The sequence below is a fragment of the Sphingobacteriales bacterium genome, assembly GCA_012517435.1.
In the GTDB taxonomy this organism is placed as follows: domain Bacteria; phylum Bacteroidota; class Bacteroidia; order CAILMK01; family JAAYUY01; genus JAAYUY01.
In genome coordinates this window covers 1-25,555 of record JAAYUY010000147.1, presented here as the reverse complement: position 1 = coordinate 25,555, position 25,555 = coordinate 1, and the positions used below count along the sequence as shown (strand labels likewise).

At 40.3% G+C, this 25,555-nt stretch carries 15 protein-coding genes; 10 read left to right on the top strand and 5 right to left on the bottom strand.

Annotation, left to right across the window (positions count from 1 at the left end; genetic code table 11):
* Positions 1-37 precede the first annotated feature (37 nt).
* A complete protein-coding gene (locus tag GX437_08330; GenBank protein ID NLJ07660.1) occupies positions 38-5,599 on the top strand; it encodes a DUF5011 domain-containing protein in 5,562 nt (1,853 codons plus the stop codon).
* Between the two features lie 78 nt (positions 5,600-5,677).
* On the opposite strand, the gene GX437_08325 is transcribed toward GX437_08330, so the two are convergent.
* The 3 genes from GX437_08325 to GX437_08315 all read right to left on the bottom strand — a co-directional run bounded on the left by GX437_08325 (position 5,678) and on the right by GX437_08315 (position 8,018).
* Positions 5,678-6,229, bottom strand: a complete 552-nt coding sequence (locus GX437_08325) for a hypothetical protein (GenBank protein ID NLJ07659.1) — start codon at positions 6,227-6,229, stop codon at positions 5,678-5,680.
* A 68-nt stretch (positions 6,230-6,297) separates the two neighbouring features.
* On the bottom strand, positions 6,298-6,915 hold the full coding sequence (locus tag GX437_08320) for a hypothetical protein (protein NLJ07658.1): 618 nt from the start codon (positions 6,913-6,915) through the stop codon (positions 6,298-6,300).
* 350 nt (positions 6,916-7,265) lie between these two features.
* Positions 7,266-8,018, bottom strand: a complete 753-nt coding sequence (locus GX437_08315) for a hypothetical protein (GenBank protein NLJ07657.1) — start codon at positions 8,016-8,018, stop codon at positions 7,266-7,268.
* Between the two features lie 261 nt (positions 8,019-8,279).
* Between GX437_08315 and GX437_08310 the strand changes: the two genes are divergently transcribed.
* The 7 genes from GX437_08310 to GX437_08280 all read left to right on the top strand — a co-directional run bounded on the left by GX437_08310 (position 8,280) and on the right by GX437_08280 (position 20,579).
* Positions 8,280-11,459 carry a PAS domain S-box protein gene (locus GX437_08310; GenBank protein NLJ07656.1) on the top strand — a complete coding sequence of 1,060 codons (3,180 nt, stop codon included), beginning with the start codon at positions 8,280-8,282 and terminating at the stop codon, positions 11,457-11,459.
* Between the two features lie 2 nt (positions 11,460-11,461).
* A complete protein-coding gene (locus GX437_08305; protein NLJ07655.1) occupies positions 11,462-12,517 on the top strand; it encodes a cobalamin-binding protein in 1,056 nt (351 codons plus the stop codon).
* Positions 12,514-13,734, top strand: a complete 1,221-nt coding sequence (locus tag GX437_08300) for a HAMP domain-containing histidine kinase (GenBank protein ID NLJ07654.1) — start codon at positions 12,514-12,516, stop codon at positions 13,732-13,734. The genes GX437_08305 and GX437_08300 overlap by 4 nt, the downstream gene beginning before the upstream one ends.
* Before the next feature lie 10 nt (positions 13,735-13,744).
* Positions 13,745-16,882, top strand: coding sequence for a PAS domain S-box protein (locus tag GX437_08295; protein ID NLJ07653.1), 3,138 nt, complete (start codon positions 13,745-13,747; stop codon positions 16,880-16,882).
* 54 nt (positions 16,883-16,936) lie between these two features.
* Positions 16,937-17,380, top strand: coding sequence for a response regulator (locus GX437_08290; GenBank protein NLJ07652.1), 444 nt, complete (start codon positions 16,937-16,939; stop codon positions 17,378-17,380).
* Between the two features lie 82 nt (positions 17,381-17,462).
* A complete protein-coding gene (locus tag GX437_08285) occupies positions 17,463-20,168 on the top strand; it encodes a PAS domain S-box protein (protein ID NLJ07651.1) in 2,706 nt (901 codons plus the stop codon).
* A gap of 9 nt (positions 20,169-20,177) precedes the next feature.
* Entirely contained in the window at positions 20,178-20,579 is a 402-nt protein-coding gene (locus GX437_08280; protein ID NLJ07650.1) for a response regulator, read from the top strand.
* Between the two features lie 276 nt (positions 20,580-20,855).
* On the opposite strand, the gene GX437_08275 is transcribed toward GX437_08280, so the two are convergent.
* Both GX437_08275 and GX437_08270 read right to left on the bottom strand, forming a co-directional pair.
* Positions 20,856-21,944: a ketoacyl-ACP synthase III gene (locus GX437_08275; protein NLJ07649.1), complete on the bottom strand. Its 1,089-nt coding sequence runs from the start codon at positions 21,942-21,944 to the stop codon at positions 20,856-20,858.
* Between the two features lie 206 nt (positions 21,945-22,150).
* Positions 22,151-23,518, bottom strand: coding sequence for a GIY-YIG nuclease family protein (locus GX437_08270; GenBank protein NLJ07648.1), 1,368 nt, complete (start codon positions 23,516-23,518; stop codon positions 22,151-22,153).
* Positions 23,519-23,659: 141 nt separating this feature from the next.
* Between GX437_08270 and GX437_08265 the strand changes: the two genes are divergently transcribed.
* On the top strand, positions 23,660-25,099 hold the full coding sequence (locus tag GX437_08265; protein ID NLJ07647.1) for an aldehyde dehydrogenase family protein: 1,440 nt from the start codon (positions 23,660-23,662) through the stop codon (positions 25,097-25,099).
* A gap of 282 nt (positions 25,100-25,381) precedes the next feature.
* Positions 25,382-25,555 (top strand): hypothetical protein (locus tag GX437_08260; GenBank protein ID NLJ07646.1); only part of this gene is annotated, 174 nt, incomplete at its 3' end.

Sequence of the window (25,555 nt, the reverse complement as noted above, 5' to 3'; positions counted from 1 at the left end):
ATTTGTAAGTTCAATCTTTATTAGAATCAATCAGATTATGAAAAGACTTTTATCATCATTGGCTTTAGTATTATTTGTTAATACTCATTTTTTGCTTGCACAAAATTATTGTATTCCGTCAAGCAATTGTTTTTATGCCCCCATCCTCACTGTCGTTACCTCAGGAGCGGTAACCAATCTGAACCTTCCCAACAATGGATGTTCTGCTAATTCCTATGTGCTTCATCAAGACATGTTTGTGGGAGTTCCATCCGATACCATCACTTTTACGATAGGCCTGGCTGGTCTTTTACAGACCGGTATTATTATCTGGGCCGACTGGAACAATGACGGGGATTTTGCCGATGCAGGCGAAAGTATTTTCAGTACAACAACCAGTTCCACTTCCGCTACCGGAACCATGTACGTGCCTTCTTCTGTATCCATAGGTGTGAAGAGAGTGCGAATCAGGACAAATTATTATTCAATACCGACAGATCCTTGTGTTTCTCAGTTTTATGGGGAAACCGAAGATTTTAACCTGACCATTGTAAAGCCCGGAGGTACTGATCTGGCACTTACCAGTATTGACAGCCCCATCGTATTTAGAACAGGAGCCAATACTATCTGGATAAAATACTCCAATCTCTCAACAAACACCATCACAAAATTTGATGCAGGATTTAAGCTTGACAATTCAACTCCTGTAACCTTAACAAATATAACAACATCTCTTGCCCCGGGAGAAACAAAATCTTATAAATTTACCACTTCATTAAATGTAAGTACATCCGGCTCTCATCAGTTAAAGGTCTGGGTTGCAAATCCGAATGGAACAGGTGCTGATTCTGATCCTACCAATGATACCATCCTTAAAGGTATCTGCACAGGCATCAGCGGAACCTATACTATTGGCACCAATGGTGATTTTCAGACTTTTGGAGCTGCAGTGGCCGCTATGCAAAACTGTGGTATTTCAGGTCCGGTTACTTTTAACATATTGCCGGGAACTTACAACGGGAGAGTGGTTATCCCTGATATTTCAGGGATGTCATCCACCAATACGGTTACTTTTGACGGACAGGATGTAACTAAAGTAAGCCTGAGTTATGCCGGAGTTTCTTCTTCCGACAGGGCTACAGTGGTTTTAAACGGATGCTCCTATGTAACTTTCAGAAGAATGAAAATAATTAACACAGGAACTTCCTATGAACTGGGGGTGTATATCGGAAATAATTCTCATCACAACACCATCAGAGAATGCTCGATTGTGGTCGGAAATTATAGCAGTTCAACTGTGGCGGGCATTCTGCTTGCATTTGATGAAAACGGCAGCAGCGGGCAGAATATGAATATCAACAACAACCTGATTTATCAAAACAGCATTACCGGAGGTCATACCGGTGTCAGATTAAGTGGTGGAGCTTCATCTTTAGGCTATTACAACAAGGTCATCGGAAATAATTTTTCCGAACATTATTATGCGGCAATATTACAGTCGGGTATGGTCAGAACGACTATTCAGTACAATACCATTACCAATATGAAATCAGCTCAGGCCGTAGGCATTATGTCTGATTATTATTGTGGAGGAACCGTCATTGACGGGAATATTATCAATCCGGGGCGTTGTGGTATTTCCCTGAATGCCGAAAATGCGGCTATTTCGGATAGCTCATTTATTATCAATAATATGATTTACAATTTTTCCAACAGTGCCCTACAACAGGGTATTTATTCCTATTACGATTTAATGCTGAGAATTTACAACAACTCTATTGTGGTTAACGGTACGAATGATGACAGCGTTTCGAGTGCTATCTGTCTGTTTTATACGAGAGGTTCCGAAATTTTCAACAATATTCTTGTCAGCTCCAATAAAAACCTGCTGGTTTCAATGACGGTGCTTTCATATACCATATTGCCTCAGCTCGATTTTAATTTATATTATTATGTCGGAACCACCAACCGTAAGTTTTTTATCAACAACAAATCTTATCTGAACCTGACAGGTTTCAAAACAGATAATACATACTTTGCCGTACCGCACGACAAATATTCCTATGATCAGAAAAATCCCAATTTTATTTCTTCCGCTAATTTACATCTGGTATCCACACAGCCCCCGTATATCGGAAAGAAAACATGGCTCAGTAAAGATGTGGATGGTGATTCACGTTGCCCCTATGCCGGATTTCTGGGAGCTGATGAACCGACCTATCAGGGGATAAAGCCAACCGCAGGCTTTATCACGCAGGATACCATCTGCAATGAATCGCCTGTGGCCTTTTTCAATAAATACACTGCTCTTGATCCGGTCAGCCATGCCTGGTATATTAACGGAGTTTATGATACAAATTCACTGAACCTTGTTCATGTTTTTCCAAAGAATATGACCTCGGCAACCATCATGCTTATCAGTACCAATTGTTACGGAAGCGATACATTTACCCATACGGTATATATACGTGCACCTCTGAGTAAGCCTGTTCCCGCTTTTCTCAGTGATAAAAATATTATATCTCCTTTTGATGAGGTCAATTTTTTTGATGCTTCCACCGGCTGCCCCTCCGAATGGGAATGGAAGATTTTTCCTGAAACCTTTAACGATCCTTATCTCGGTAATATTCCTACCTTCTATTTTATCAATTTTACCGATCGTTACAGCCAGAATCCTATCATCAGATTTGAAGTGGCTGGTGCTTATGATGTCAGGCTGATCGTGAAAAATTCAAAAGGTGTTGATAGCGTCAGGGTGAATAAATATATCATTGTCAAACCGTTACAATACATGTGTCAGTATGTTTTGCCGGAAGTTGCCATTTCTCCATTTGGACTCCTGACAGATGACTCCGGACCTCAGGGCGACTATTCCAATAATCTGAATTGTACCCTCCAGCTGACTCCCTGTGTCGATACCCTGACATTTACCTTTTATGAATTTGAACTTTCTTCGGGTGATTATCTCAAAGTATATGATGGCACAGGAAGTCAGGGGACACCTTTATGGGATTTCAATACCTATGGAGCCAATGGACTCACCGGAAGCCTGTCGAGCAGTACTTTTCCGAAAACACTTACCGCTACCAGCGGCAGAATGTTTTTCCAGTTTACCACCAACGCAAACGGCACTAACAAGGGATTTTTGGGAGAATGGTTTGGAACTCAGTCTCAGGTATCAAAACCTGCGGCTTATTTTACCGGCCCTGACTCAGGTTGTGTAGGGGTTGAGATTGCTTTCCAGAACTTATCCACCGGAAGCGACCTGATTTATGAATGGGATTTTGAAGGAACCGGTATTGCTCAGTCAACAGCAAAAGATGGATTACATACCTTTAATTCATCGGGGGTTTATCCGGTAAAACTGAAAGTTAAAAACTGCGGTGGCGATTCTGTATTTGTCAAAAATATTGTCATTATTTCTCCGACTACAGTTCCTCAGGCTGATTTCATTGCTGACAATGTAAAACCAAGAAAATCAATAGATGAGGTATTATTCACCAACCTGACAAAAGGCTGTGCCAATAGTTTTAAATGGGACATCAATCCTTCCAGTTTTACCCCTGTTTCGGATTATCCGAACGGTAACAATCCTAAGATTATCTTCAATGAAACTACCTGTTATACCATTACCCTCATTGCTTCATACGGGAGCAGCAAAGATACATTTACCAGAACTTGTTATGTTTATCCGATTGATTACTGTATTCCGGTGGTCAACAACCTGAACAGTGATATCGGTATAAACCGTGTTCAAATAGGCACTATCAATTGCAGCTCTTCTTCAGGATCAAAAGCTTATAGCGATTATTCCAAAGATTATTATACATACCTTGACAAATATGCCAAACATGTCATCACCATTTCCAGAAATACAAATTTAAATGCCATGACACGAAAAGTCTGGATTGACTGGAATATTGACGGTGATTTCAACGATCAGGGGGAAGAAGTACTATATCAGCCTTCCGGTACTTCACTTTCATATACGGATACCATCAGGGTACCCGGCTACGCTCAGACAGGCCCGACTAAAATGAGAATAGGGGTCTGTATTGCAGGATTTCCCAATCTGCCTTGCGGAACAAATCTCATTGGTGAATTTGAAGACTATAAAGTAATTATCAGGAATTATTCCCTGGCACCCGTTGTGACGCTGATAGGAAACGATACCGTTTCTGTTGAACAATGCTCCTTATTCAATGATCCGGGAGCTACTGCTGTTTCAAATCTTTTCGGAAATATGACCTCTCAGATTTTAAAAACAGATAATGTTGACTGGACTTCCCCTGGTACGTACCAGATAAATTATGCAGTTCGTGATAGTTTCGGAAACCATGGCCAGGCTACAAGAACTGTCATTATCACACCTGAAAAACATGCACCTTATCTGAAATTACTGGGTAACAATCCTGATACCATTGATGTAGGAGATACTTATTTCGATCCGGGATTTTTAACCTATGATTCCTGTAGCGGTATTTACGATACGATTATCAATAACATGCTGAAAAACAAATTTTTAGGCAAATATCAAATCCAGTATCAGGTGATGGATATGGCCGGAAACATTGCTTCGGTGCTCAGGGATGTTTATGTCATTGACAGAATTCCTCCTGCGATAAACCTGATTGGCAAGTCTGTTGACTCTGTCAGAGTCTTTACAACATGGTCTGATCCGGGTGCTTCGGCAACCGATAATTATGATAAAAAACTCAGTATTACTATATCCGGCAATGTAGATGTAGCAAAAACAGGCACTTATGTTTTAAAATACAGCGTCAGCGATTCCTGTGGCAACGGTCCGGTTTCTGTTTCCCGTGTGGTCGTGGTGTATGACGACATCAGGCCTCAGTTCACAGCCTTATACAATGACCAGGATACTGTAATTGTGGATGTCGATCATGCAATCCCATGGCTGAAAGTGAAAGCCACCGACAATTATGATCCATCTGTTAACATTGATTCTGCCGGCAGCTATTATCAGGCATTTCCGGATGGTATTGCCCGGCAACTTGGATTTTATACTTTAATCTATTATTGTTCCGACAAAGCTGGAAATCAGGCCTATCTGAACTTTACCATTCAGGTGGTTGACAGGATAAAGCCTGTCATCAAACTCAAGGGAGCCAGCGTTTTGAATGTATGCAGGTATAAAACAGCCGATACGTCAGACCTGTTGTTCGATGTAACCGATAACTATGACAAGAATCCGTCTGCCTTGGTAACAGGTACTTATTACAAGGAATATTTGCCCAATCGTTATGTCGGGCTTTTCAACATCGTTTATCATGCAAAGGATGCCAGCGGGAATGTGGCAGATTCTGTTATCCGTTATGTGAATGTGTATGAATGTGGCAGTATTTCAGAAGAAAATAGACAGCTGAATATTTCACTCTATCCCAATCCGAATAACGGGAAGTTTTATATTCTTTCGGAGGAAAACATTATCTCTGCCGAAGTTTTCAATGCCATTGGGCAGAAAGTGATGATAACGGATAAACATTTTGTTCAGGGCAATCAGCTTTATATGGAAATTCCGTCTGCCCGGCAGGGGATTTATCTGGTCAGGGTGGATACTGAGCGTGGAAGCAGAATCTTTAAAATCAATATATTTTAGTAAAGGAAACCTGATAATGGTTTTGAAGGGAAATCTGCCTGCCTTTGGTTGATTATTTCTACTGAAGCTTGTTTGTATTTACCTGAAAAACAACAGGAAAATAATGGGGATGGTCAGTCCGGCCAGGGCAAGAATGAGTCCGCGCCAGAGCAGTCCGTTTTTACCTCTGACAATAAAAAGCCCTGTGATAGCCATCAATGCCAGCGAAATGGCATAAATGTCTGAAAAATAAGTCCACCAGCGTCCCGGGTCATAATGCAGAAAGTTGATCTGATTGAAAAAAGGCCTTTTCCTTATGCTTTCTATCCGTGCTTCTCCGGTAGAATAATCAATAACAATCTGTCCTTCTTTGAAAAAAGCCTTTACCAATCCGGCTTTCGGAAAATAAAAACCTTTCAGACCCCTTTCGCCATGAGCGGTAATCAGACTGTCGAGATAATCTCTTGATATGCTTTCCTTTGCAACAGGTTTAACCGAAATATCTTTCCCTTTAATGATGTAATTGGGATTCCAGATTTCATTGTGGTTGATGGCGATACCTGAAATGGCGTAAATAAGGGTAACACCAAAAAAGAAATACCCCAAATCGCGGTGTATCACCCTGTTCCATTTTCTCCAGTTTATTTTCATGGCAAAAAATTCAAAAAAAGAGCTGTCTCCGGAGGAAACAGCTCTTTGGATGTTTTAAAGGTAGGTCGTTATTCTTTAACTTCTTCGAATTTAGTTACTTCTATCCAGTAGCGTCTGTATTTGCCGTCTTTGCTTTCGGCAATTTTCTGACGGATGGCAGCATAGCGGTCGTCTTCGCATTTTCCTTCCTTATGTTCGGCTGACTCATCTATACATTCTGATTTTGCTGTATCTTTTACAGCTACATTTTCCACTTTTCCTTCCTTCACTGCTTTGGCATCAACAGGTTGGGCGTTTCCGGCATTGACTTCTATGCTTTTGTTTGCTGTGTCGTTGGCGGCATCTTCGGCTTCCCATTGCCTGATAGTATCTTCGGTGATGATTTCTTCTTTTATAATTCCAAAAACCTTCACTTTCTTGCCTTCCAGTTCCACAGGAAATTCACTGATCTGCTCTCCGGCAAATACAACAATTTTATTGTCCGGATTTTCACCAACAAGGAACATTTTTTTCCCGCCATGTTTGCAGATATGAACTACCATGCCGGTCATACTCACTTGCTGATCCACCAGGGTAGCAGCTTGCTCTTCAAATTTGTTGATGTCGATTTCAGTAACTTTTGCCTGTTTTTTTCCACAGGAAATCATGACTAAAATCATCAGGCTGAATAATGCTGTTTTTCTCATAATTTAATTTAATTTAAAAATTTTTACTTTTCATTGGCCTGCAAAAATAACTGTAACCGGAAATTATACAACATGAATTTTACCGATTGACAATCGCAGTGATTCTTTTTTGCGATTCACCTGCAATAAAGATAAAGTCAGAACATCAGATAGTTTTTCCTTAACAACCTTTTAGCTTTATTCATTAATATTTCAACATTCTTTTTCCAAAGCTTTCTGAAAACATTCATTGATCTCCACCCACCCATCACACATCACCCATCACTCATTACCCATTACCCATATCAGATAATTCTCAAAATCAATTCGCTATGACGTTTTGTTAAAAATCTGACCTTTCTTCTGCCGGTCTATTTTTTGGGAGGTGTACTCAGGTTCAGATAGGGGATATAAAACTTTTCAGGGGAGGCTTTGGTAAAAACCTGAGTCATCAGTCCTGTTTTTTTCCCGCATCTTTTCACTTCTTCCAGTTTAACCATATCTTTTTGCTGCAAGTTGATAATCTCACTGACAAAGAAATGATTTTCAATTCTTTTTTCAATGCCATTGAGGCTATAGGTAATGATATTATAAAACACAAAAGGGGAGGTTTCCTTGGTGAAAGTCAGCGAGTGGTTGTTTTTTCTCGGGGGGAATTTTGGTAAATCACAGTGGTCGTAGTAGCTGCTGTTGATGGTATATTCCGAAACGAGTTTTTTGGTTTGTGGCGGAATAATTAATTCCGGGTTTTCGGAATAGGAAGTGGAATAGCCCGACATAGAACCGGCCACCGGTGTGGTTACCAGCGGACTGACAACACCCGTGTTGGTTGATTTGGTATAGACCCTGTTTTTAAAATAATCATTGGCATACCCGTTCATCACATAAAATGATTTGCTGAGTTCAATCACGGCATCTTCTGAGGATTTGTTATAAATACTGAAGCTGAAATCCCCGCCAACGCCCCAGAGATTGTAGCTGACCAGCAGGTTCTCATCTTCAAAGCTGATACTGGACGCACTTAACTGTCCGTTTTCCGGTGATGTCGTGTAAAGCTGATAGTAATTGCTTACTTTGCATCCTGTCAGGGCAATTACCAGTAAAAAAAGCATTTTCCTTTTCATATTTTTGATTTTAATAGGTTTTTTCTGTATTTACTCCGTTTTATTTCGTTTCAAAGTTAAATCAATTAATGGAAACAGATGTTTTTTAGTGGAGTAATTCTCTCGGGTATTTCTATATTATCAGTAAAATTTTTATTCATACTAAGGTAAAACGTTGATGTTTTCTTACTTATAAAAAAATTTGTATTTTATTTTCGTGTTATTTAACTTTGAACTGATTTTTTGAGGCATTTTCCTGAACGAGCATTAAAAATTTACCGGATGAGTAACCATATAAAATTACCACAAAGCAAAAACCCCCTCTTTAAACTGCTGTATATTTCTTTGCTTATCATTCTGACTGTAAGTGCCGTAATATATATCCAAAATGAAATAAACAGTGAAAAACGGGTGCTTAAGAATGAATTGCAAGCCATTGCACGGTTAAAAATAGATGATATTTCGGAATGGTATAATGACCAGTTACATGACACAAAATTGTTATCAGAAGGCAAATTGCGAAAGTTTTATTTTAAACGATGGCTGGAAAAAAAACTCTCTGAAGACAGTCTCGATATCTGTTATAATCTGCTGATTAACAAGAAGCTACATAGTTTACAGAACATCTTGCTTGCCGATACGAATGGAAATATCCTGCTTTCTGCAGTTCCTGATTCGGCTCAAACCGATGTGGTTTTCAGACAGAAAATAAAAGAGTGTGCAATGAAAAGGCAGGTTATATCATCAGACCTCTATTCCTGCAAGGTTCACCGGCAGATTCATATTGATTTTATGTCCCCCGTGTATGATGATAACCAAAATATTCTGGCAGTGCTGGTTTGCAGGGTTTCTCCGGATTCTTTTCTATATCCCGTGCTAAGCAAATGGCCGGTTCCTTGTAAATCTTCCGAAACCCTTATTGCCCGTGCGGATGGCGACAGTGTGGTTTTCCTGAACAGGCTAAGGTTTAATGAGGATGCTGCTTTGAAAATAAAATTTCCCTTAAGCAACACAAATTTACCTGCCGTCAGGGCATTGAGAGGTCAGACCGGCATGTTTGAAGGAAAAGATTACCGTGGGGTGAAGGTCATTGCCTATCTGGCTCAAATCCCCGGCACATCATGGGTAATGGTGGCTAAAACAGACAGGAAGGAACTATATAATGATGTTTATCATGAACTTGCATTGTTGATTGTATTGTTTGCCGTTTTGTTTGGTTTTATTGTTTTCACCGGCCTTTTCATAATGAAATCAAGGCAGGCGGGTATTTACAGAAAACTTTACACTACTCAGGGAGAATTTAAAGCCACACTATACAGCATCGGAGATGCCGTAATGGTTGTAAACAAGGACGGCTTCATTGAAATCATGAATCCTGAAGCAGAAAGGCTTACAGGCTATAGTGAACAAGAGGCCATTGATCGTCAGCTTCCGGAGATTTTCAGGATCATCAGCGAAGATACGCGGCAGGAAGTTGAAAATCCTATTGATCGGGTGAAAAGGGAAGGCTCTGTTGTTGGATTAGCCAATCATACCTTACTGATTTCGAGGGATGGTAATGAAATTCCCATAGCCGACAGTGGCGCACCTGTAAAAGATGAAAGTGGAAATATAACAGGCACCATCCTCGTTTTCCGGGATCAGACAGATGAAAGAAGATTACAGAAAGCAATTGAAGAAAGTGAAGAAAAATACAGGTCTTTGTTTGAATCGACCAATGATGGCATTTGCCTGCATGAGATTGTTTACAATGAGCAAGGCGAGGCAGTCAATTACAGAATCCTCAATGTAAACAGAAAATATGAGGAGTTGCTAAATCTGAAAGCTTCTGAGGTGGTGGGTAAACTGGCAACCGAAGCATATCAAACCAACGAACCACCTTACTTTGAAACATATTTAAAGGTTGCCCGGACCGCTGACCCCTATCATTTTGAGACCTTTTTTGAACCTTTGAACAAGTATTTTTCCATCAGTGTCTTTTGTCCTGCTCCTGACAGGTTTGCTACCGCATTTCAGGATATTACCATCAGAAAACAGGCTGAACTGGCCTTGAAAGAAAGTGAAGAGTTACTGAAAACAACTATTTACAGCATAGGTGATGGTGTTATCATTACTGATGAAAAAGGGATTGTTACGCGTTTGAATGAGGAAGCTGCCCGCCTGACCGGCTATTCCGAAAAAGAAGCAAGGCACAAACACCTGAGGACAGTTTTCCGGATCATTAACGAAGAAAACCGTCAGGAAGTGGAAAGCCCCTTCGATAAAGTTATAAGAGAGGGCACGGTGGTCGGACTGGCTAATCATACCTTGCTGATTTCCAGAGCAGGAAAGGAAATACCCATTGCCGACAGTGGCGCCCCTATCAAAGATGAAAATGGTAATATTTTAGGTGTTGTCCTCGTGTTCAGAGACCAGACCAAAGAGCGTCTTGCACAGAAAATGATAGATATCAGGCTCAGATTGTTCGAATACGCTGCTCATCATAATGTTGAAGAAACCTGTACGAAAATGCTGGATGAAACTGTAAATCTTGTTGATAGCAATATAGGATTTTATCATTTCGTGGCTGAAGATGAACAACACCTGCAGTTGCAGGCATGGTCAACGCAGACAAAGGAGAAATTTTGCAAGGCTGAAGGCTCAGGGCTGCATTATAATATTAATGAAGCAGGCGTTTGGGTCGATTGTATCAGGGAACGAAGAGCCATCATTCATAATGACTATCAGTCGTTACCAAACAAAAAAGGAATGCCTGAAGGGCATGCTGAAGTGATCCGCGAGTTGGTTGTCCCTGTTTTCAGGAATAATAAAATTGTTGCGGTTCTGGGAGTGGGAAACAAAGCCGCAGACTATACCCAAAACGATCTCGAAATTGTTGAATACATGGCTGATGTATTGTATGAAGTGGTTTATCAGAAACGCATGGCAGAACTGCTCAGCGAGAATGAGGAGAGATTCTCGAAGGCATTTCATGGGAGCCCTTTGCCGGGAGCTATGATAGATATGCAAAATATGCAATTCGTTGATGTCAACGATGCTTTGCTGAATGCCTTGAATATGAAAAAAGAGGCTATTATCGGCTTTAATGTGAAAGATGTTCCGTTTCTTAATTTGAGCGATCAGGTGAAAGAGCAACATTTCAGGCATTTTGAAGAACTCAGGCAAAAAGGATACAGCCTGAATTTTCCTTTTGTAATTGAAAGTAAAGATCATGGCATGTCAAGAGAATTTATCATGTTTTCATCTTTACTTCAGGCAGGTGGTAAAAAACTGGTGCTGAGCTATATGGTAGATATCACCGAAAAGAGAAAGATGGAAAAAGAGCTGAGAGAAAAACTGGACGAACTCCAGCGCTGGTATTCCGTGACTGTCGGCAGGGAGAGCAGGAATATTGAATTGAAAAAAGAAGTGAACGAATTGTTAACAAAGCTGGGTCAGCCTCCTAAATACAAAGAAATATGATAATGGAAAAAAGCAAGCAGATTAAAGATTTTCTCGAAGTCAGAAAAAATGATCTGGCCGTCAGGATAGTGGAATTACAGTATGGCATGCAGCCTGATTTCTGGAAAACCTATGGTGATGAGGGTAAAAAACTCAGTATTCGTGATGCCGGATATCATTTGCCTTTTCTGGGTGAGGCCATTGCCGAAAACAATCCGGAGATTTTCAGCAAATATGTGGTATGGGTGAAAACTTTATTCCATAATCTGAAATTTCCGGATGATGTAGTGCCCAAAACGCTCGAATGCACACAACTGGCTATTGAAGAAGCCTCACCGGAATATGGACAGATCACTGCCGTTTTTATTCAGGCAGGCTTGAATGAATTGAATAAGCCTTTGCAAAGTATTTCCTCTTATATTCAGGAAGATGAACCACTTGCAGATGTGCTGAAAGCCTATCTGAATGCCTTGCTTTCGGGAGATAAAAATAAAGCTGCCTCCCTGATTATGGAAACATTTATGAAAGGTTGCCCCGTTAAAGACATTTACCTGAAAATCTTTCAACCTGCACAGTATGAAGTAGGAAGGCTCTGGATGTCGAATCAGATCAGTGTGGCTAAGGAGCACTTTTGCTCAGCAGCCACCCAGATGATTATGTCGCAGTTGTATCCCTATATTTTCAACAATGAAAAAAAAGGCAAAACCTTTATTGGTGCCTGTGTGGGCGGAGAACTTCACGAAATAGGCATACGCATGGTAGCCGATTTTTTCGAAATGGAAGGATGGGATACTTATTATCTGGGTGCCAATACACCTGCCTCCGTTCTGATCAATGCTGCCGAAGAATATCAGGCCGATGTGCTGGGGCTTTCGGTAGCTTTGCCTTACCATCGCTCTTTATTAAAAGACACAATTTCTCAAATTCGTCAAAGCAAATATGCCAGAGACCTGAAAATTATAATTGGCGGGGTGGCTATTAACGAATTCAGTAAAAACTGGAATATTTTCGGTGCCGATGCCTATGCCTCCGATGCACTCGGAGCTGTCTGTGAAGCTGAAAAAATGGTTGAAATATGAGTCAGACAATGCTTAAAACAAAGATATTCTCCATGTTGTGCAACGACAACGGTTTTGTCGTTGAGTTGGTAAAAAATGACTTTGGTTTTAAGAAAGAAAAGATAGAAGGCCATTTGTTTTCGAAAATTTTTGATCCGGGTTCACAATCCAAAGCACTCGATTTTTTCATTAAAATCAAGGAAGAGAGGTATGTTCAGGGATATGAATTGGTTGTCGTAACGCCAGAAGGATTGAAAGTGCTGCAATTCACAGGGGCAGTCCTCGATGGGGAAGTGTTAATTTTCGGAGCAGAATTCGACAGAGGGCCGGACAACTGGGTTGAGCAGCTATTCAATCTGAGTAACGAGCAGGCCAATCAGATCAGGCAACTGATAAAGGAAAGGAACCGGCAAAAAAGTATTCCGGATAAGGGAGATATTAACGAAATTTTTTATGAAATTTCAAAGCTCAACAATGAACTTATCAATCTTCACCGGCAACTCGAAAAGAAAAATGCAGAGCTTATTCAATTGAATGATTTGAAAAACAAGTTTCTCGGGATGGCTGCCCACGACCTGCGAAATCCATTGAGTATTATTTCCAGCTATGCTTCATTTCTGATTTTTGATGCCGGAAACAACCTGACAGAAGAGCAACTTAAGTTCCTGAAGATTATTGAAAAATCATCCCGTTTCATGGTGAATTTATTAGAAGATATGCTTGATTTTTCGAAAATTGAATCCGGGAAAATTGAAATCATCCCTGAAAAGATTGATTTGGTGGAATTTATCCGGCAAAATGTTGAGTTGAATCAGGTACTTTCTTCCGGAAAAAAGATTAACCTGAAATTCGAATCCTCTTTGAAAAAAATTGAAATTCAGGCAGATAGCAGAAAGCTGACACAGGTTCTTAATAACCTCATTGGCAATGCCGTTAAATTTTCTTTTGAAAACTCCGTGGTGGAAATTAAGTGCAGGAAAAAAGGAGATTTTATCCATATTTCTGTGGCTGACCATGGAAAAGGAATAAGCCCTGAAAACATGAAACTCTTGTTTCAACCCTTTCAGACCCTTGGTGCTAAAGGAACTTCAGGGGAGAAAGGCACAGGGCTGGGGCTTTATATTGTAAAAAAAATTGTGGAAGCCCACCATGGTTACATGGAGGTTAAAAGTGAGGAGGGAAAAGGAAGTGTTTTTGGTTTTTACCTGCCGCTTTCCAATAAATTTAGTCAAAACTAATCCTGAATACATGGAAAAAGAAAGAAAAATCCTGATAGTTGATGATGAAGCCGAATGGGTGGAATTAATTAAAAAAGTCCTGTTAATCAATGGTTTTCAGACAATAGTAGCCGGAAGTGCTGCCGAAGCACGCCAAATTTTGTCGGATGACATGGCCGATCTCGTTCTCCTCGATATCAAACTCCCTGATAGCGATGGCATTAAATTTTGTAAATCTTTGCTTTCGGATAAGAAATTTAATAATTTGCCGGTAATTATGCTGAGTGCCTATAGCCACATAGAAAACAGGTTAAAAGCATATCAGGCAGGAGCAGTTGATTTTCTGGCAAAGCCGGTCGATACCGAAGAGCTGGTGCTCAGGGCTAACCTTCACCTCGAATTACGGAATCTTCGGGCCGAAAGTAGTTTACATCAGGAACAACTAAACGAAATGATTGACAAGCTGCAGAGCGAGAAAGTAAGCAACCTGAATCTGCTCGAACAGCAAAAAAATTTACTTGAGGAAGCTGAAAGATCACGCAAGGCACTTTTAAGCATACTGGAAGATGAAAAGGCTTTGCTTCAGGAGAAATTAATGTTGACATTTACCATTGACCGATCGGTCAATGAAGTTTATATTTTCGATGCTGAATCTCTCAAGTTTATTTATGTCAATCAGGGAGCATTACGGAATCTGGGCTATAGCATGGAGCAACTCCGTGAAATGACACCACTTGATTTAAAAAAGAGGTTTAATCAAAAGACATTCAATGAATTATTAGAGCCGTTAAAAAACAGGAGAGAAGAAGTTGTCAGGTTTGAAACCTTTCACTTACGGAAAGACGGAAGCGAATATCCTGTGGAGGTCAATCTGCAATTGTCTGATTTTGAAGGGAAAAAGGTTTTTCTGGCCGTTATTCAGGATATCACAGAGAGAATAGCAGCACGTCAGGAACTGGAAAAATCGCATATTCTCTACCGGAACCTTTTTGAGAACACCGGAACAGCAACCATTATTGTCAGGGAGGATGGCGTCATTACAATGGCAAATGAGGAATGTTACCGGATAACAGGTTATTCACAGCAGGAGTTGATAGGGACAAAATGGGAAAAATATGTGGCGACTGAAAGTCTTCCATTGATGTTGGATTATTTTCAGAAACGTTTTACTGCCAGGGAAAACATTCCCAAGCGATATGAAGCACGCCTGATTCATGCCAGCGGGGAGATCAGGGACGCTATTTTAACCATAGGACATGCTCCCGAATTAGATTTTATTATTGTTTCCATGCTCGATATCACACCGCTAAAAAATACTGAAAAGGCACTACGGGAAAGTGAAGAAAAATACCGCGCTTTGGTTGAAAATGCCATGGAAACAATTTCAGTTGTTCAGGACGGGAAAATCAGGTTTTCTAATCCTAATCTGATAAATATTACAGGATATACGATTGAAGAACTGAACAATGGCGATCCTTTAAGAATCATTCACTCCGATGACAGGCCAATGGTTACTGATTATTTGAAAAAGAGGACGGCTGGTTTGAATATCCCTGAAAACTATCAGTTCAGAATCATTGATAAAAGCGGCCGGATCAGGTGGCTTGACAGGAAAGTTACCAATATACAATGGGAAGGAAGACCTGCCTTCCTTGTTTTTGACCAGGATGTAACTGAAAAATATATCAGGGAAACTGAGCTGAAACGCTCTGAAACACAATGGCGTATTACATTTGATGCCATTCAGGACGGAATTATATTGCTGGACAGTGATCAGAAAATACTGAAAACGAACCATGCTTTTGATAAGATGTTCGGGAACAACGGAGGAAACGGAAAATGTGTATATTGTTATGAGAAGGTTCACCAGACCACTTGCCCCATCGAAGGCTGCCCCTTTGTCAGGATGAAAAAAAGCCTGGAAAGGGAAGTAATGGAGATGGTTATCAATGGAAACACCTATCTGATTACGGTTGACCCGATTTTAAATGAAAACAGGGAATTTCAGGGTGCCGTTCATGTCATTTCCGACATCACTCAATCCAAAAAGATAGAGGCTACACTACGCGAAAATCAGGCACAGCTCAATGCTTTGCTGAACTACATCCCGGCCATGATATTGATAAAAGATGCGGAACTGAGGCCTATTTATGCCAATGAAAAATTCTGCCATTATTTTCCTTTCGAGGAATGGAAAAACCGCAGACCAGAGGAAACTTTTCCGCCTGAAATAGCCAGCGTAATGATAGCAAAAGACACAGAGGCTCTTGAAAAGGGATATTGCAGTTATGAAGAAACGTGGAAAGACAAATATGGTGTTGAACATGTACTTTTTACTCAGAAATTCAGAATAGAGGTGGCAGAAGATGAAATACTTCTGGGTGGTATCATTCAGGACATTACCGAAAAGGTTAAAGCAGAAAAAGAACTGGAAAAATACAGAAAAGAGCTGGAAAAGCTGGTGGAAGAGCGGACAATCCAGCTGGAAAATACGATCAGGGAACTGGAAGCATTTACTTATTCAGTCTCACATGACCTCAAGGCACCTTTACGGGCAATCAATGGTTTTGCCAAAATTCTTTTGAATGAATATGCGGAAAATCTGGACAATGAGGGAAAACATTACTGCAGGATCATTGCGGAAAACGCATTGGAAATGGGGCATCTGATTGAAGACCTTCTTCGCTTGTCGAGAGTAGGAAGGGCAGAGCTTCAGAAAGAGGAAGTTAATAATGAAACATTGGTTAAATCAATACTGAATGAAATCATGAATGAAGAACAAAAAAGTAAATATCAGGTTAAAATTCATAAATTGAGCAAGGTCAGAGGAGACTACATTCTGCTCAAACAGGTATGGATCAATCTGATCAGCAATGCACTGAAGTTCAGTGCCAATGTTTCAGATCCTGTCATTGAAATCGGATGTGCAAAAAAAGAAGGAACTTGTGAATTCTATGTAAAGGACAACGGAGTCGGATTCGATAATCGCTTTAAAGGGAATTTGTTCAAGGTCTTTCAGCGCTTACACAACAAAAGAGAATTTGAAGGAACAGGAGTAGGCCTGGCAATTGTCAAACAAATAGTCAGCAAACATGGGGGAAATGTAAAAGCGGAAGGAAAACCAGGGGAGGGGGCTAAATTTTATTTTTCATTACCTTTGGAAGGATGAAAAAATTATTTTTTAAATAGAGATTCATTTTTTCAACTTAAAAATAAATGTTTTATGGAAGACATTCAGGCAGTTGAAATTCTGATAGTGGAAGACAATCCGGCAGATGCCGAACTGATGCTGAGAGCCTTGAAAAAAGGTGGGCTAATGAACAAAATCTTTCTGGTGGAAGATGGTGCCGAAGCACTTGATTTTGTTTTCTCAAGAGGAAAATATTCAGGTGTTCCCAAAAACAAAAATCTGAAAGTGATTTTCCTCGACCTGAAACTCCCTAAAATCAGCGGGCTGGAAGTGCTTCAGATTCTGAAAAACAACTCCGAAACCAGAAAATTTCCCGTGGTCATTGTTACTTCTTCAAGGCAAGACCCCGACATAAAAAAAGCCTATGAGCTTGGTGCCAATAGTTATGTGGTCAAACCTGTCGAATTTGATACTTTTTTTGAAACGGTGAAAAATCTTGGCCTCTACTGGCTGCTGATTAATGAACCATCTAAATAAACAAAAAAAATTTAATTTGCTTTTGCTATCACATAACTTTACCTTTGCTCAATCCTGTATTCTCAATAAATAAATGTTTCTGATGAAAAATGTCTTAAAAGTACTTTTACTGGAGGATTTTCAGGCAGATATCACACTTGCTGAAAGAGAAATAAAACACAGTTTTCCTGATGCTGACCTTCTGGTTACCGATAATGAAGCGGGCTTAATATCAGCCCTCGAACAATTTCAACCTGATATCGTGTTAAGCGATTACAATATGCCTGCCTTTACCGGCATGCAGGCACTTAAAATAGTCATTGAAAAAGATCCGACTTTACCCTTCATCATGCTGACAGGCTCACTGAACGAAGAGACCGCAGTGGAATGCATGAAAGCAGGGGCCTGGGATTATGTCATCAAGGAGCATATCCGCAGGCTTGGTTCAGCCATGGGACATGCCTTAAAAGAAAAAGAGCTCAGAAAAGAAAAAATCAGGATTGAGGAGGAAAACAAAATTAACCATGAAAAGCTTAAAAGCATTTTCAATGCTTCAACCATGGGCATTTGTCATTTGATCAACAGAGTTATCATCGAGATCAATGAAGCAATTTGTAAAATAACAGGTTATAGCCGGGAAGAGTTGATTGGCAGAAATGCCCGCTTTCTTTATCCGGATGAAGAAGAGTACAACAGAATAGGTAAGATAATCGCTGAAATGGAGAGGGATGAAATTGCAGAAACAGAAACCATCTGGATCAGAAAAAGCGGAGAGCCGATGCATATTTATCTTTCAGCCAACCACCTCAATCCGGCTGATAAACAAAAAGGACTGATTGTAACCGTCATGGACATGACCTCCATGAAAAAAACAAAGGAATTGCTCAGGGAAAAGGAAAATATCTATAATTCATTTGTGGAGGCCAGTAATGATCTGATGTTTATCAAGGATGAAAACAAGAAGTATTTAATCGTGAACGGAGCGACAGAAAAGTTTTTTAAACGGAGCATGGAAGAAATCATCGGGAAAACGGATTTTGAGCTGATGAGTGAAGAGCAGGCTAGTATCTGCCTGAAATCTGACGAAAGGGTCATAAATGAAAAAACAATAGTGGTGAATTATGAAAACATCGGAAAAAAGGTGTTTGAAACGACCAAATTCCCGCTGACATTATCGGAAAACAGACCGGGTATTGGGGCCATTATCAGGGATGTAACTGAAAAACATCGTAACGACCTCATTATGATGGTGCAATATGCCATTGCCGATGCCGTTCTGATGGCAAAAACTGCCCATGAACTCTATAAAATAGTGAAATCCGTTTTAAACAGGTTATTTGATACTTCCAATTTTTATGTAGCACTTTACAATCCAAAAACAGGCATGTTGTCAACTCCCTTCCTGACAGATGAAAAAGACAATATTCAGGAGTGGCCGGCAGAAAAATCACTCACAGGTTACCTGATACATGAAAAACGTCCGTTGCTGTTAAAAAAGAAGGATATTGATGATCTTGCAGAAAAAGGGCTTATAAAACATCTTGGCTCACGCTCTGAGTGCTGGATGGGTGTTCCCTTAATCAACGAAAATAATGTTTTGGGAGCCATGGTAACCCAGAATTATCATGATCCGGATGCTTACAGCCTGCAAGACCTCGATGTTTTTGAAATCATTGCCAACCAGTTCAGCATTTATCTTAACCTTAAACGGGCAGAAGAAGAAGCCAAAAAACTTTCGACAGCTGTTGTTCAAAGTCCGGCAGCTATTGTAATAACCGATAAAGATGGGCTCATCGAGTATGTCAATCCGAAATTCGAAGAATTTACAGGTTATTCATTTGAAGAGGTGGAAGGGAAGAAGCCGGGGATTTTAAAATCAGGATTTCATCCCCAGGCCTATTACCAGGAACTATGGTCAACTATTACATCAGGAAAAATCTGGCAGGGGGAATTTTACAACAGGAAGAAAAACGGGCAATTTTACTGGGAATCAGCCAGAATAGCCCCTATCTTTTCTGCAGATGGAGAAATTACACATTTTCTGGGCGTAAAAGAAGATATTACCGAGAAAAAACAAATGATAGAAGATCTGATTGCCGCCAAGGAAAAATCAGAAGAAAGCGACCGGCTCAAATCTTCATTCCTCAATAATATTTCTCATGAAATACGGACACCTCTCAACGGGATAATCGGCTTTATCGAATTATTGACTGCTCCCGGCACGACCATGGAAGAATTGCAGGAATACATTGAAGTTATCAAGGATTGCGGCTATCAGCTCATCGATGTGGTTACCGAAACGGTAAATTATTCTATGATAGAATCGGGTCAGGAAAAAGCCGTTTACCGGATGTTCGATGTAAACAGAATGATAAATAACCTTTACAGACAATATGAGGACAAAAACAAGAATCCTGAAATTAACTTTATTCTGGTTAATTCAATCTCAGAGGCTGAGAAGGAAGTATTAACCGATGAAACCAAGCTAAAACAAATCATCAACAATTTGCTTTCCAATGCTTTTAAATTCACTGAGAAGGGTGAGGTAAGCCTGATGTGTGAAAGGCGGGAGAATGAGTTGTGTTTCAGGGTCAGTGATACCGGAATTGGCATAGCACCTGAAAATCATGAATTTATTTTTGAAAAATTTACCAAGGTCGAAAGCGATAAAAGCCAGCTTTTCAGGGGAACAGGTCTTGGGCTGGCAATATGTAAGGCTTATACAGAATTACTGAATGGGCGGATCAGGGTGGAATCTGAGCTTGGAAAAGGTACTGTTTTTCATGTTACGATACCGATAAAAAATTAACATAAAGCAATGGTAGGAGAAATGAGTCAGGAAACGCAGAAACCGGCTTTGATATTATTTGCCGAAGACGAGTATTACAATTATCTGGTGGTGTTTAAAATGCTTAAATACCTGAACGTGGAAGTGATACATGTCGAAAACGGGGCAGAGGCTGTCAGGGTATTTAAGGAAAATCCCGACATTCGTCTGGTGTTGATGGACATTAAGATGAGCGGGATGAATGGTCTGGATGCCACAAGGGAAATAAAAAAAATAAGGCCGGAAGTGCCGGTGATAGCAGTAACAGCCTATGCCTTGTCGGGCGACAGGGAAGATATTCTGGCAGCAGGCTGCAACGACTATCTGGCAAAACCTATTAAAATGGAAGAATTGCACGAAATGGTCAATAAATTTCTGCAAGCACCGGTATAAAGCCATTATTGTTAAAGCTGAATTAATTGAGCATTGGTTCAATGATGGTTAACAGAGTGTGACCGGCAGAACAGCGTAATACACAGTTGGTTAATCTTGAATTTTTATCAGGGATATTACATGATTCTCTGAAACAGGCAGAAGGTAATTAAAAAGTAGGCAGTTTTCAGTTGGCACAAAAATCCGTGAAACTGAACCCATCACTCATCACTCATCACTCATCACCATTTACAATCTTATTTCTTTAAAAACAAAAGGCAGTTGAGAATGTTATACTTATTCCGTTGGCATTTGATATACCACTACATTGACATTCATACCGGCACCTACCGATGCCATCACAAAGCAATCTGTAAGCTCTATTTGCTGACCGCTGAAATTATTTTTAAAAATCATATCCAGTAGAATCGGAATGGTAGCGACACTGCTGTTTCCCAGTTTACTGATCGTCATCGGCATGATGGTTCCGGAAACTTCATTATTTCCAAACAATTTGTATAACCTGCTTAATATGGCCTGATTCATTTTTGAGTTTGCCTGGTGAATCAGAATTTTTCTGACATCCTGAAAAAGAACGCCAGCTTTTGCCAGACAATCCTTGACCATTTGCGGAACAGTGTTCAGAGCATATTCATACAACTTACGCCCGTTCATCTTCAGAAATATTTCGGTTCCCTTGTAAAATGGATTATTGGATGGCCCCATGCTGAGCAATCGGCTGTATTCCACACAATCGGAACGGGTAAGGTGACTCAAAATCCCGACAGGGACTTCACTTTCAACACTTTCGAGAATGACAGCACCGGCACCATCGCTGTAAAGCATGGAGTCGATGTCGTGCGGATCGGAAATTCTTGATAATGTTTCAGCTCCAACCACCATGACTTTTTTGGCATCTCCGCTGCGGATGAAATAATCGGCATGAATGACTCCCTGAAGCCAGCCCGGACATCCGAATGGTAAATCGAAAGCTACTGTAAACGGATTTTTGATACCTAATTTTGCTTTAATCCTTGCAGCCAGAGAGGGCACCATATCTGAGCGGGGATTGTCTTTTCTGACATCCCCAAAATTGTGTGCAACGATCAGATAATCAAGTTCTTCTTTATCCGTTTTACTTGACTCGAGTGCATCTGCTGCTGCAAAATAACCTATATCTGAAGTTACATATTCGTCATCTACGTATCTTCTTTCTTCTATCTCTGTGATTTCGTAAAACTTACGGATAATTTCACTGTTCTCTTTTTCTAATTTTTCTCCGTTTTGATTGTAAAATTCATTCTTTAAAAAATCTTCATTGGTTACTCTCTTCGGAGGAATATATGCTCCCGTGCCTTTGATGACTGAATAAAACCGCTTTGTCATTTTTTATCTTTGTTCATTTTTTCGTTTCACTAACAATATCAACTTAATATAAGTATTGATGATTTTAGCCAAAACTGTTACTTTATTAATGCCTGCAAAGATAACAGCTTTTCAGCATTGGAAAATCTTTTTATAAAAATCATAAGTGATTGATTATAAATGAATTGAAAGAAAATGCAAGAAAGTTAGGGGAAATAATACCCGACTCAGTACCTGATGATTTGCTCAACCTTATTCTTTTGCAGATAATGACGGATAATAAAATGCACATCGCGGTTATCTTCCTGAAAATGAACACAATCGTTTAATTCTTCCAGACTCCCTGAAAAACAGTCGAGATCAATATATCCATATCCTTTGTACCGTCCCTGTTCAATTTTGACCACTGCTCTTTCTTTTATGGTTCTTCCCTTATCGATGATAAACAGGTTTTCTTTCGGGCCTTCTGTTTTTTCAATAGCTCTCAAAGCACGCTCATTATAGCTTTCTGCCGGTTCTTCACCGCAACAGGCACCCCGGCAAAGCTGAATGGTGTATTCGAAACAAGCTCCCGAAGCAGGGTAGAGGCCACACAGCTTCTGGCATAAGCCATATTGACGCTGCAGGTTTTCAAGATAGCCCCGAGCCGACATTTTTGAGGTAAATAATGCAATGGGATTTTTATCTGATTTAACTTTTTCTATCGTAAAACAACAATAGCCTGCCTCATTGAAAAAATAATATAATCCGGTATTGAAAAGGGTTTTCCTTTGCTGACGGTTAAACAAGGGTTGATGTAGCTTAATCTCTGCCGATTCCATCAACAGGGCAATCAGCTCACTGCCGGTCAACTCATAGCTGATATCGGTAATATGTTGACGCATGTCGTTTACTCTGATACCATATGGCTTGCGCAGGTGTTCAATGATTCTTTTCCTGATATTCAGGCTCTTACCAACATAAATCAATTCTTTTTTTTCATTGAAAAGGTAATAAACCCCGCAGCTCTCCGGCAGGTTTTCAATTGTCTGTCTTTTCAGGGCAGGATTCAGGTCTTTAAAAGGGATGGCAGAAACATCCTGAAAGCTTTGGCCGTTTTTCCCTTCCATCATTAAAAGCTTTCTGAAAACTTCCACGGTAGCCATGGCATCTCCGGCTGCCCGGTGACGGTCGTTAACCTGTATGTTCAGGCTTTTACAAAGGTTTCCAAGTCCGTAGGAACGAAAACCGGGAAACAGCTTTTTAGATAATTTTACCGTACAAAGGGTTTTCCGGGTGAATTCATATCCAAGATGCTGAAATTCAGCGCGTAGAAAATTATAATCAAATTGTATATTATGTCCAACGATAATTTTTCCCTCCGTGAATTCGACTATCTTTCTCGCTATTTCATAAAATTTTGGGGCTTTTTCGACCATGGAAGTGGTAATTCCGGTCAGTTGTGTGATCTGAGCAGGAATCAAACGCTCAGGATTAATAAGTGTGCTGAATTCTTCGATAACTTTTTCTCCGTCAAAGGCAATCATAGATATTTCTGTAATTCTGTCCCAGCGTGGGTTTAAGCCTGTCGTTTCAATATCTGTTATGACATACATGGGCGGCAAATTTACTCAAAACATGAAGTAACATTTTTGATTTTATCAACAGATTTATAGAAAATGAAAGGCCGGTTTAATTCATATTCATATTTTTGCATATTAATTCATTACCTTCAGACAAACCGAAATTAAAGAGCAATGAAAAATACTTATACGACTCCGGGGCTTGACATCGAAGAAATAATGCAAAATGCTGCAGTGGCAGCAGAACATTTTGCCACCTATAGTCAGGAAGAAACGGATAAAATTGTGGCAGCAGTTTACCGGGCAGGATTCAACAACCGTATCAGGCTGGCAAAAATGGCTTATGAAGAAACAAAGCTGGGCAGATGGGAGGACAAAGCCCGTAAAAACACCATCGCTACCCGGTTTGTCTATGAAGACATCAAAGATAGAAAAACGGTCGGGGTTGTTGCAGAAAGCGATTATATTACTGAAATAGCCCGTCCGTTGGGACCTGTTTTCTGTATTACTCCAATTACCAATCCAACCAGCACCGTATTGTTTAAAATATTAATTGCCCTCAAGACACGTAATCCTATTATCATACGCCCGCATGGAGCTGCAAAAAAATGCAGTAATGAAGCAGCCAGAATATGTTATGAGGCTGCACTCGAAGCAGGTGCACCAGAAAACTGCATCCAGTGGATTCCCCGTTCCACGCAGGAAGAAACCATCAGAATGATGGGGCATAAAAAAGTTGCTTTGGTTTTGGCTACAGGTTCGGTTAGCCTTGTCAGGGCTGCCTATCATTCAGGAAACCCAGCGATTGGTGTAGGACCGGGAAATGTTCCCGTTTATATCGGGAAATCGGCAAATGTAGAACTTGCTGTGGATCAGATACTTCATTCCAAGTTGTTTGATTATGGTACCGTATGTGCGAGCGAGCAGGCAGTGGTTGTGAGCTCAAACAATGCAGAAAACGTCAGAGAAGAATTCAGATGGCGAAAGGCTTATTTCCTCAATGAGGAAGAGAAAATAAAGGTTGGAAAAATAGCCATAAATCAGAGCGACAGGGTGATGAACGCAGAAGTAATAGGGCAGCCTGCATGGAAAATAGCAAAAATGGCAGGTATTGATGTTCCTGAAGATACATCAGTATTGATTGCTGAATATCAGAAAGATCAGGTTGGTTTTGATTATCCGCTATCGCTGGAAATACTGGCACCCATTCTTGCCTTTTATGAAGTAGGAAGTTTCAGGGAAGGCATTGAAATGTGCAGAAAAATCAATAAAATGGGTGGACTTGGGCATACGGTCAGCATTTTTTCAAATGATGAGGAAAAGATAAAGGAATTTGCAACCATCATGAATGCCGGCAGAATTCTTGTCAATACACCCGCCTCGCAGGGAGCATTGGGAGGGACGTTTAACATGCTTCAACCTTCCATGACACTTGCCTGTGGCAGTGGCGGAAAAAACATTACCACCGACAATATCAGTGTTCAGCACCTGCTCAACATTCAGCGTATTGCCAGAAGAAGGGTAAATACCTGCGTTACCTGCGATCACCTGTCCTGTTCAGATGAAAGCGTTGAAGCCGATCTGATCCGTGTAAAATGCGAGAAACAGTTTTGATTTGAGGGTTAATCATGATAAATGCCACTTAAACCCCGAAGGGGTGACATACACCCATAGAACCCCGTAGGGGTGACATTATTGTTATTGGAGATGAAAAAATACATTAGAACCCCGAAGGGGTGACATTATTTATTGGAGATGAAAAAAGACAAAAGAACCCCGAAGGGGTGATATTTTTGTAAGACGAAAAAATACAATAGAACCCCTAAGGGGTGATATTTTTGTAACGAAAAAATACAATAGAACCCCGAAGGGGTGATATTTTTGTTATAAAAAACTATGGCTCGTTCCACTCCAAATCAGGTTATCCTTCCGTTTTATCTGCCCGAACAATATCCACTTCTGCTTGAAACAGTTGACGATATTGAGCTGTTTGACGAAAAATGGGAAGAATGGTATCAAAAACATATTCAGTTTAAAACCGAGCTGAAAAAGAATACAGGAATACAAATA

Excerpts from the sequence above, each read along its gene's own strand:
- GX437_08315 (NLJ07657.1), bottom strand. The coding sequence starts at position 8,018 with ATGAAAAGGAAAATGCTTTTTTTACTGGTAATTGCCCTGACAGGATGC.
- GX437_08300 (NLJ07654.1), top strand. The coding sequence starts at position 12,514 with ATGAGTCAGACAATGCTTAAAACAAAGATATTCTCCATGTTGTGCAAC.
- GX437_08285 (NLJ07651.1), top strand. The coding sequence starts at position 17,463 with ATGAAAAATGTCTTAAAAGTACTTTTACTGGAGGATTTTCAGGCAGAT.
- GX437_08320 (NLJ07658.1), bottom strand. The coding sequence starts at position 6,915 with ATGAGAAAAACAGCATTATTCAGCCTGATGATTTTAGTCATGATTTCC.
- GX437_08270 (NLJ07648.1), bottom strand. The coding sequence starts at position 23,518 with ATGTATGTCATAACAGATATTGAAACGACAGGCTTAAACCCACGCTGG.
- GX437_08330 (NLJ07660.1), top strand. The coding sequence starts at position 38 with ATGAAAAGACTTTTATCATCATTGGCTTTAGTATTATTTGTTAATACT.
- GX437_08290 (NLJ07652.1), top strand. The coding sequence starts at position 16,937 with ATGGAAGACATTCAGGCAGTTGAAATTCTGATAGTGGAAGACAATCCG.
- GX437_08305 (NLJ07655.1), top strand. The coding sequence starts at position 11,462 with ATGGAAAAAAGCAAGCAGATTAAAGATTTTCTCGAAGTCAGAAAAAAT.
- GX437_08295 (NLJ07653.1), top strand. The coding sequence starts at position 13,745 with ATGGAAAAAGAAAGAAAAATCCTGATAGTTGATGATGAAGCCGAATGG.
- GX437_08325 (NLJ07659.1), bottom strand. The coding sequence starts at position 6,229 with ATGAAAATAAACTGGAGAAAATGGAACAGGGTGATACACCGCGATTTG.
- GX437_08310 (NLJ07656.1), top strand. The coding sequence starts at position 8,280 with ATGAGTAACCATATAAAATTACCACAAAGCAAAAACCCCCTCTTTAAA.
- GX437_08280 (NLJ07650.1), top strand. The coding sequence starts at position 20,178 with ATGGTAGGAGAAATGAGTCAGGAAACGCAGAAACCGGCTTTGATATTA.
- GX437_08275 (NLJ07649.1), bottom strand. The coding sequence starts at position 21,944 with ATGACAAAGCGGTTTTATTCAGTCATCAAAGGCACGGGAGCATATATT.
- GX437_08265 (NLJ07647.1), top strand. The coding sequence starts at position 23,660 with ATGAAAAATACTTATACGACTCCGGGGCTTGACATCGAAGAAATAATG.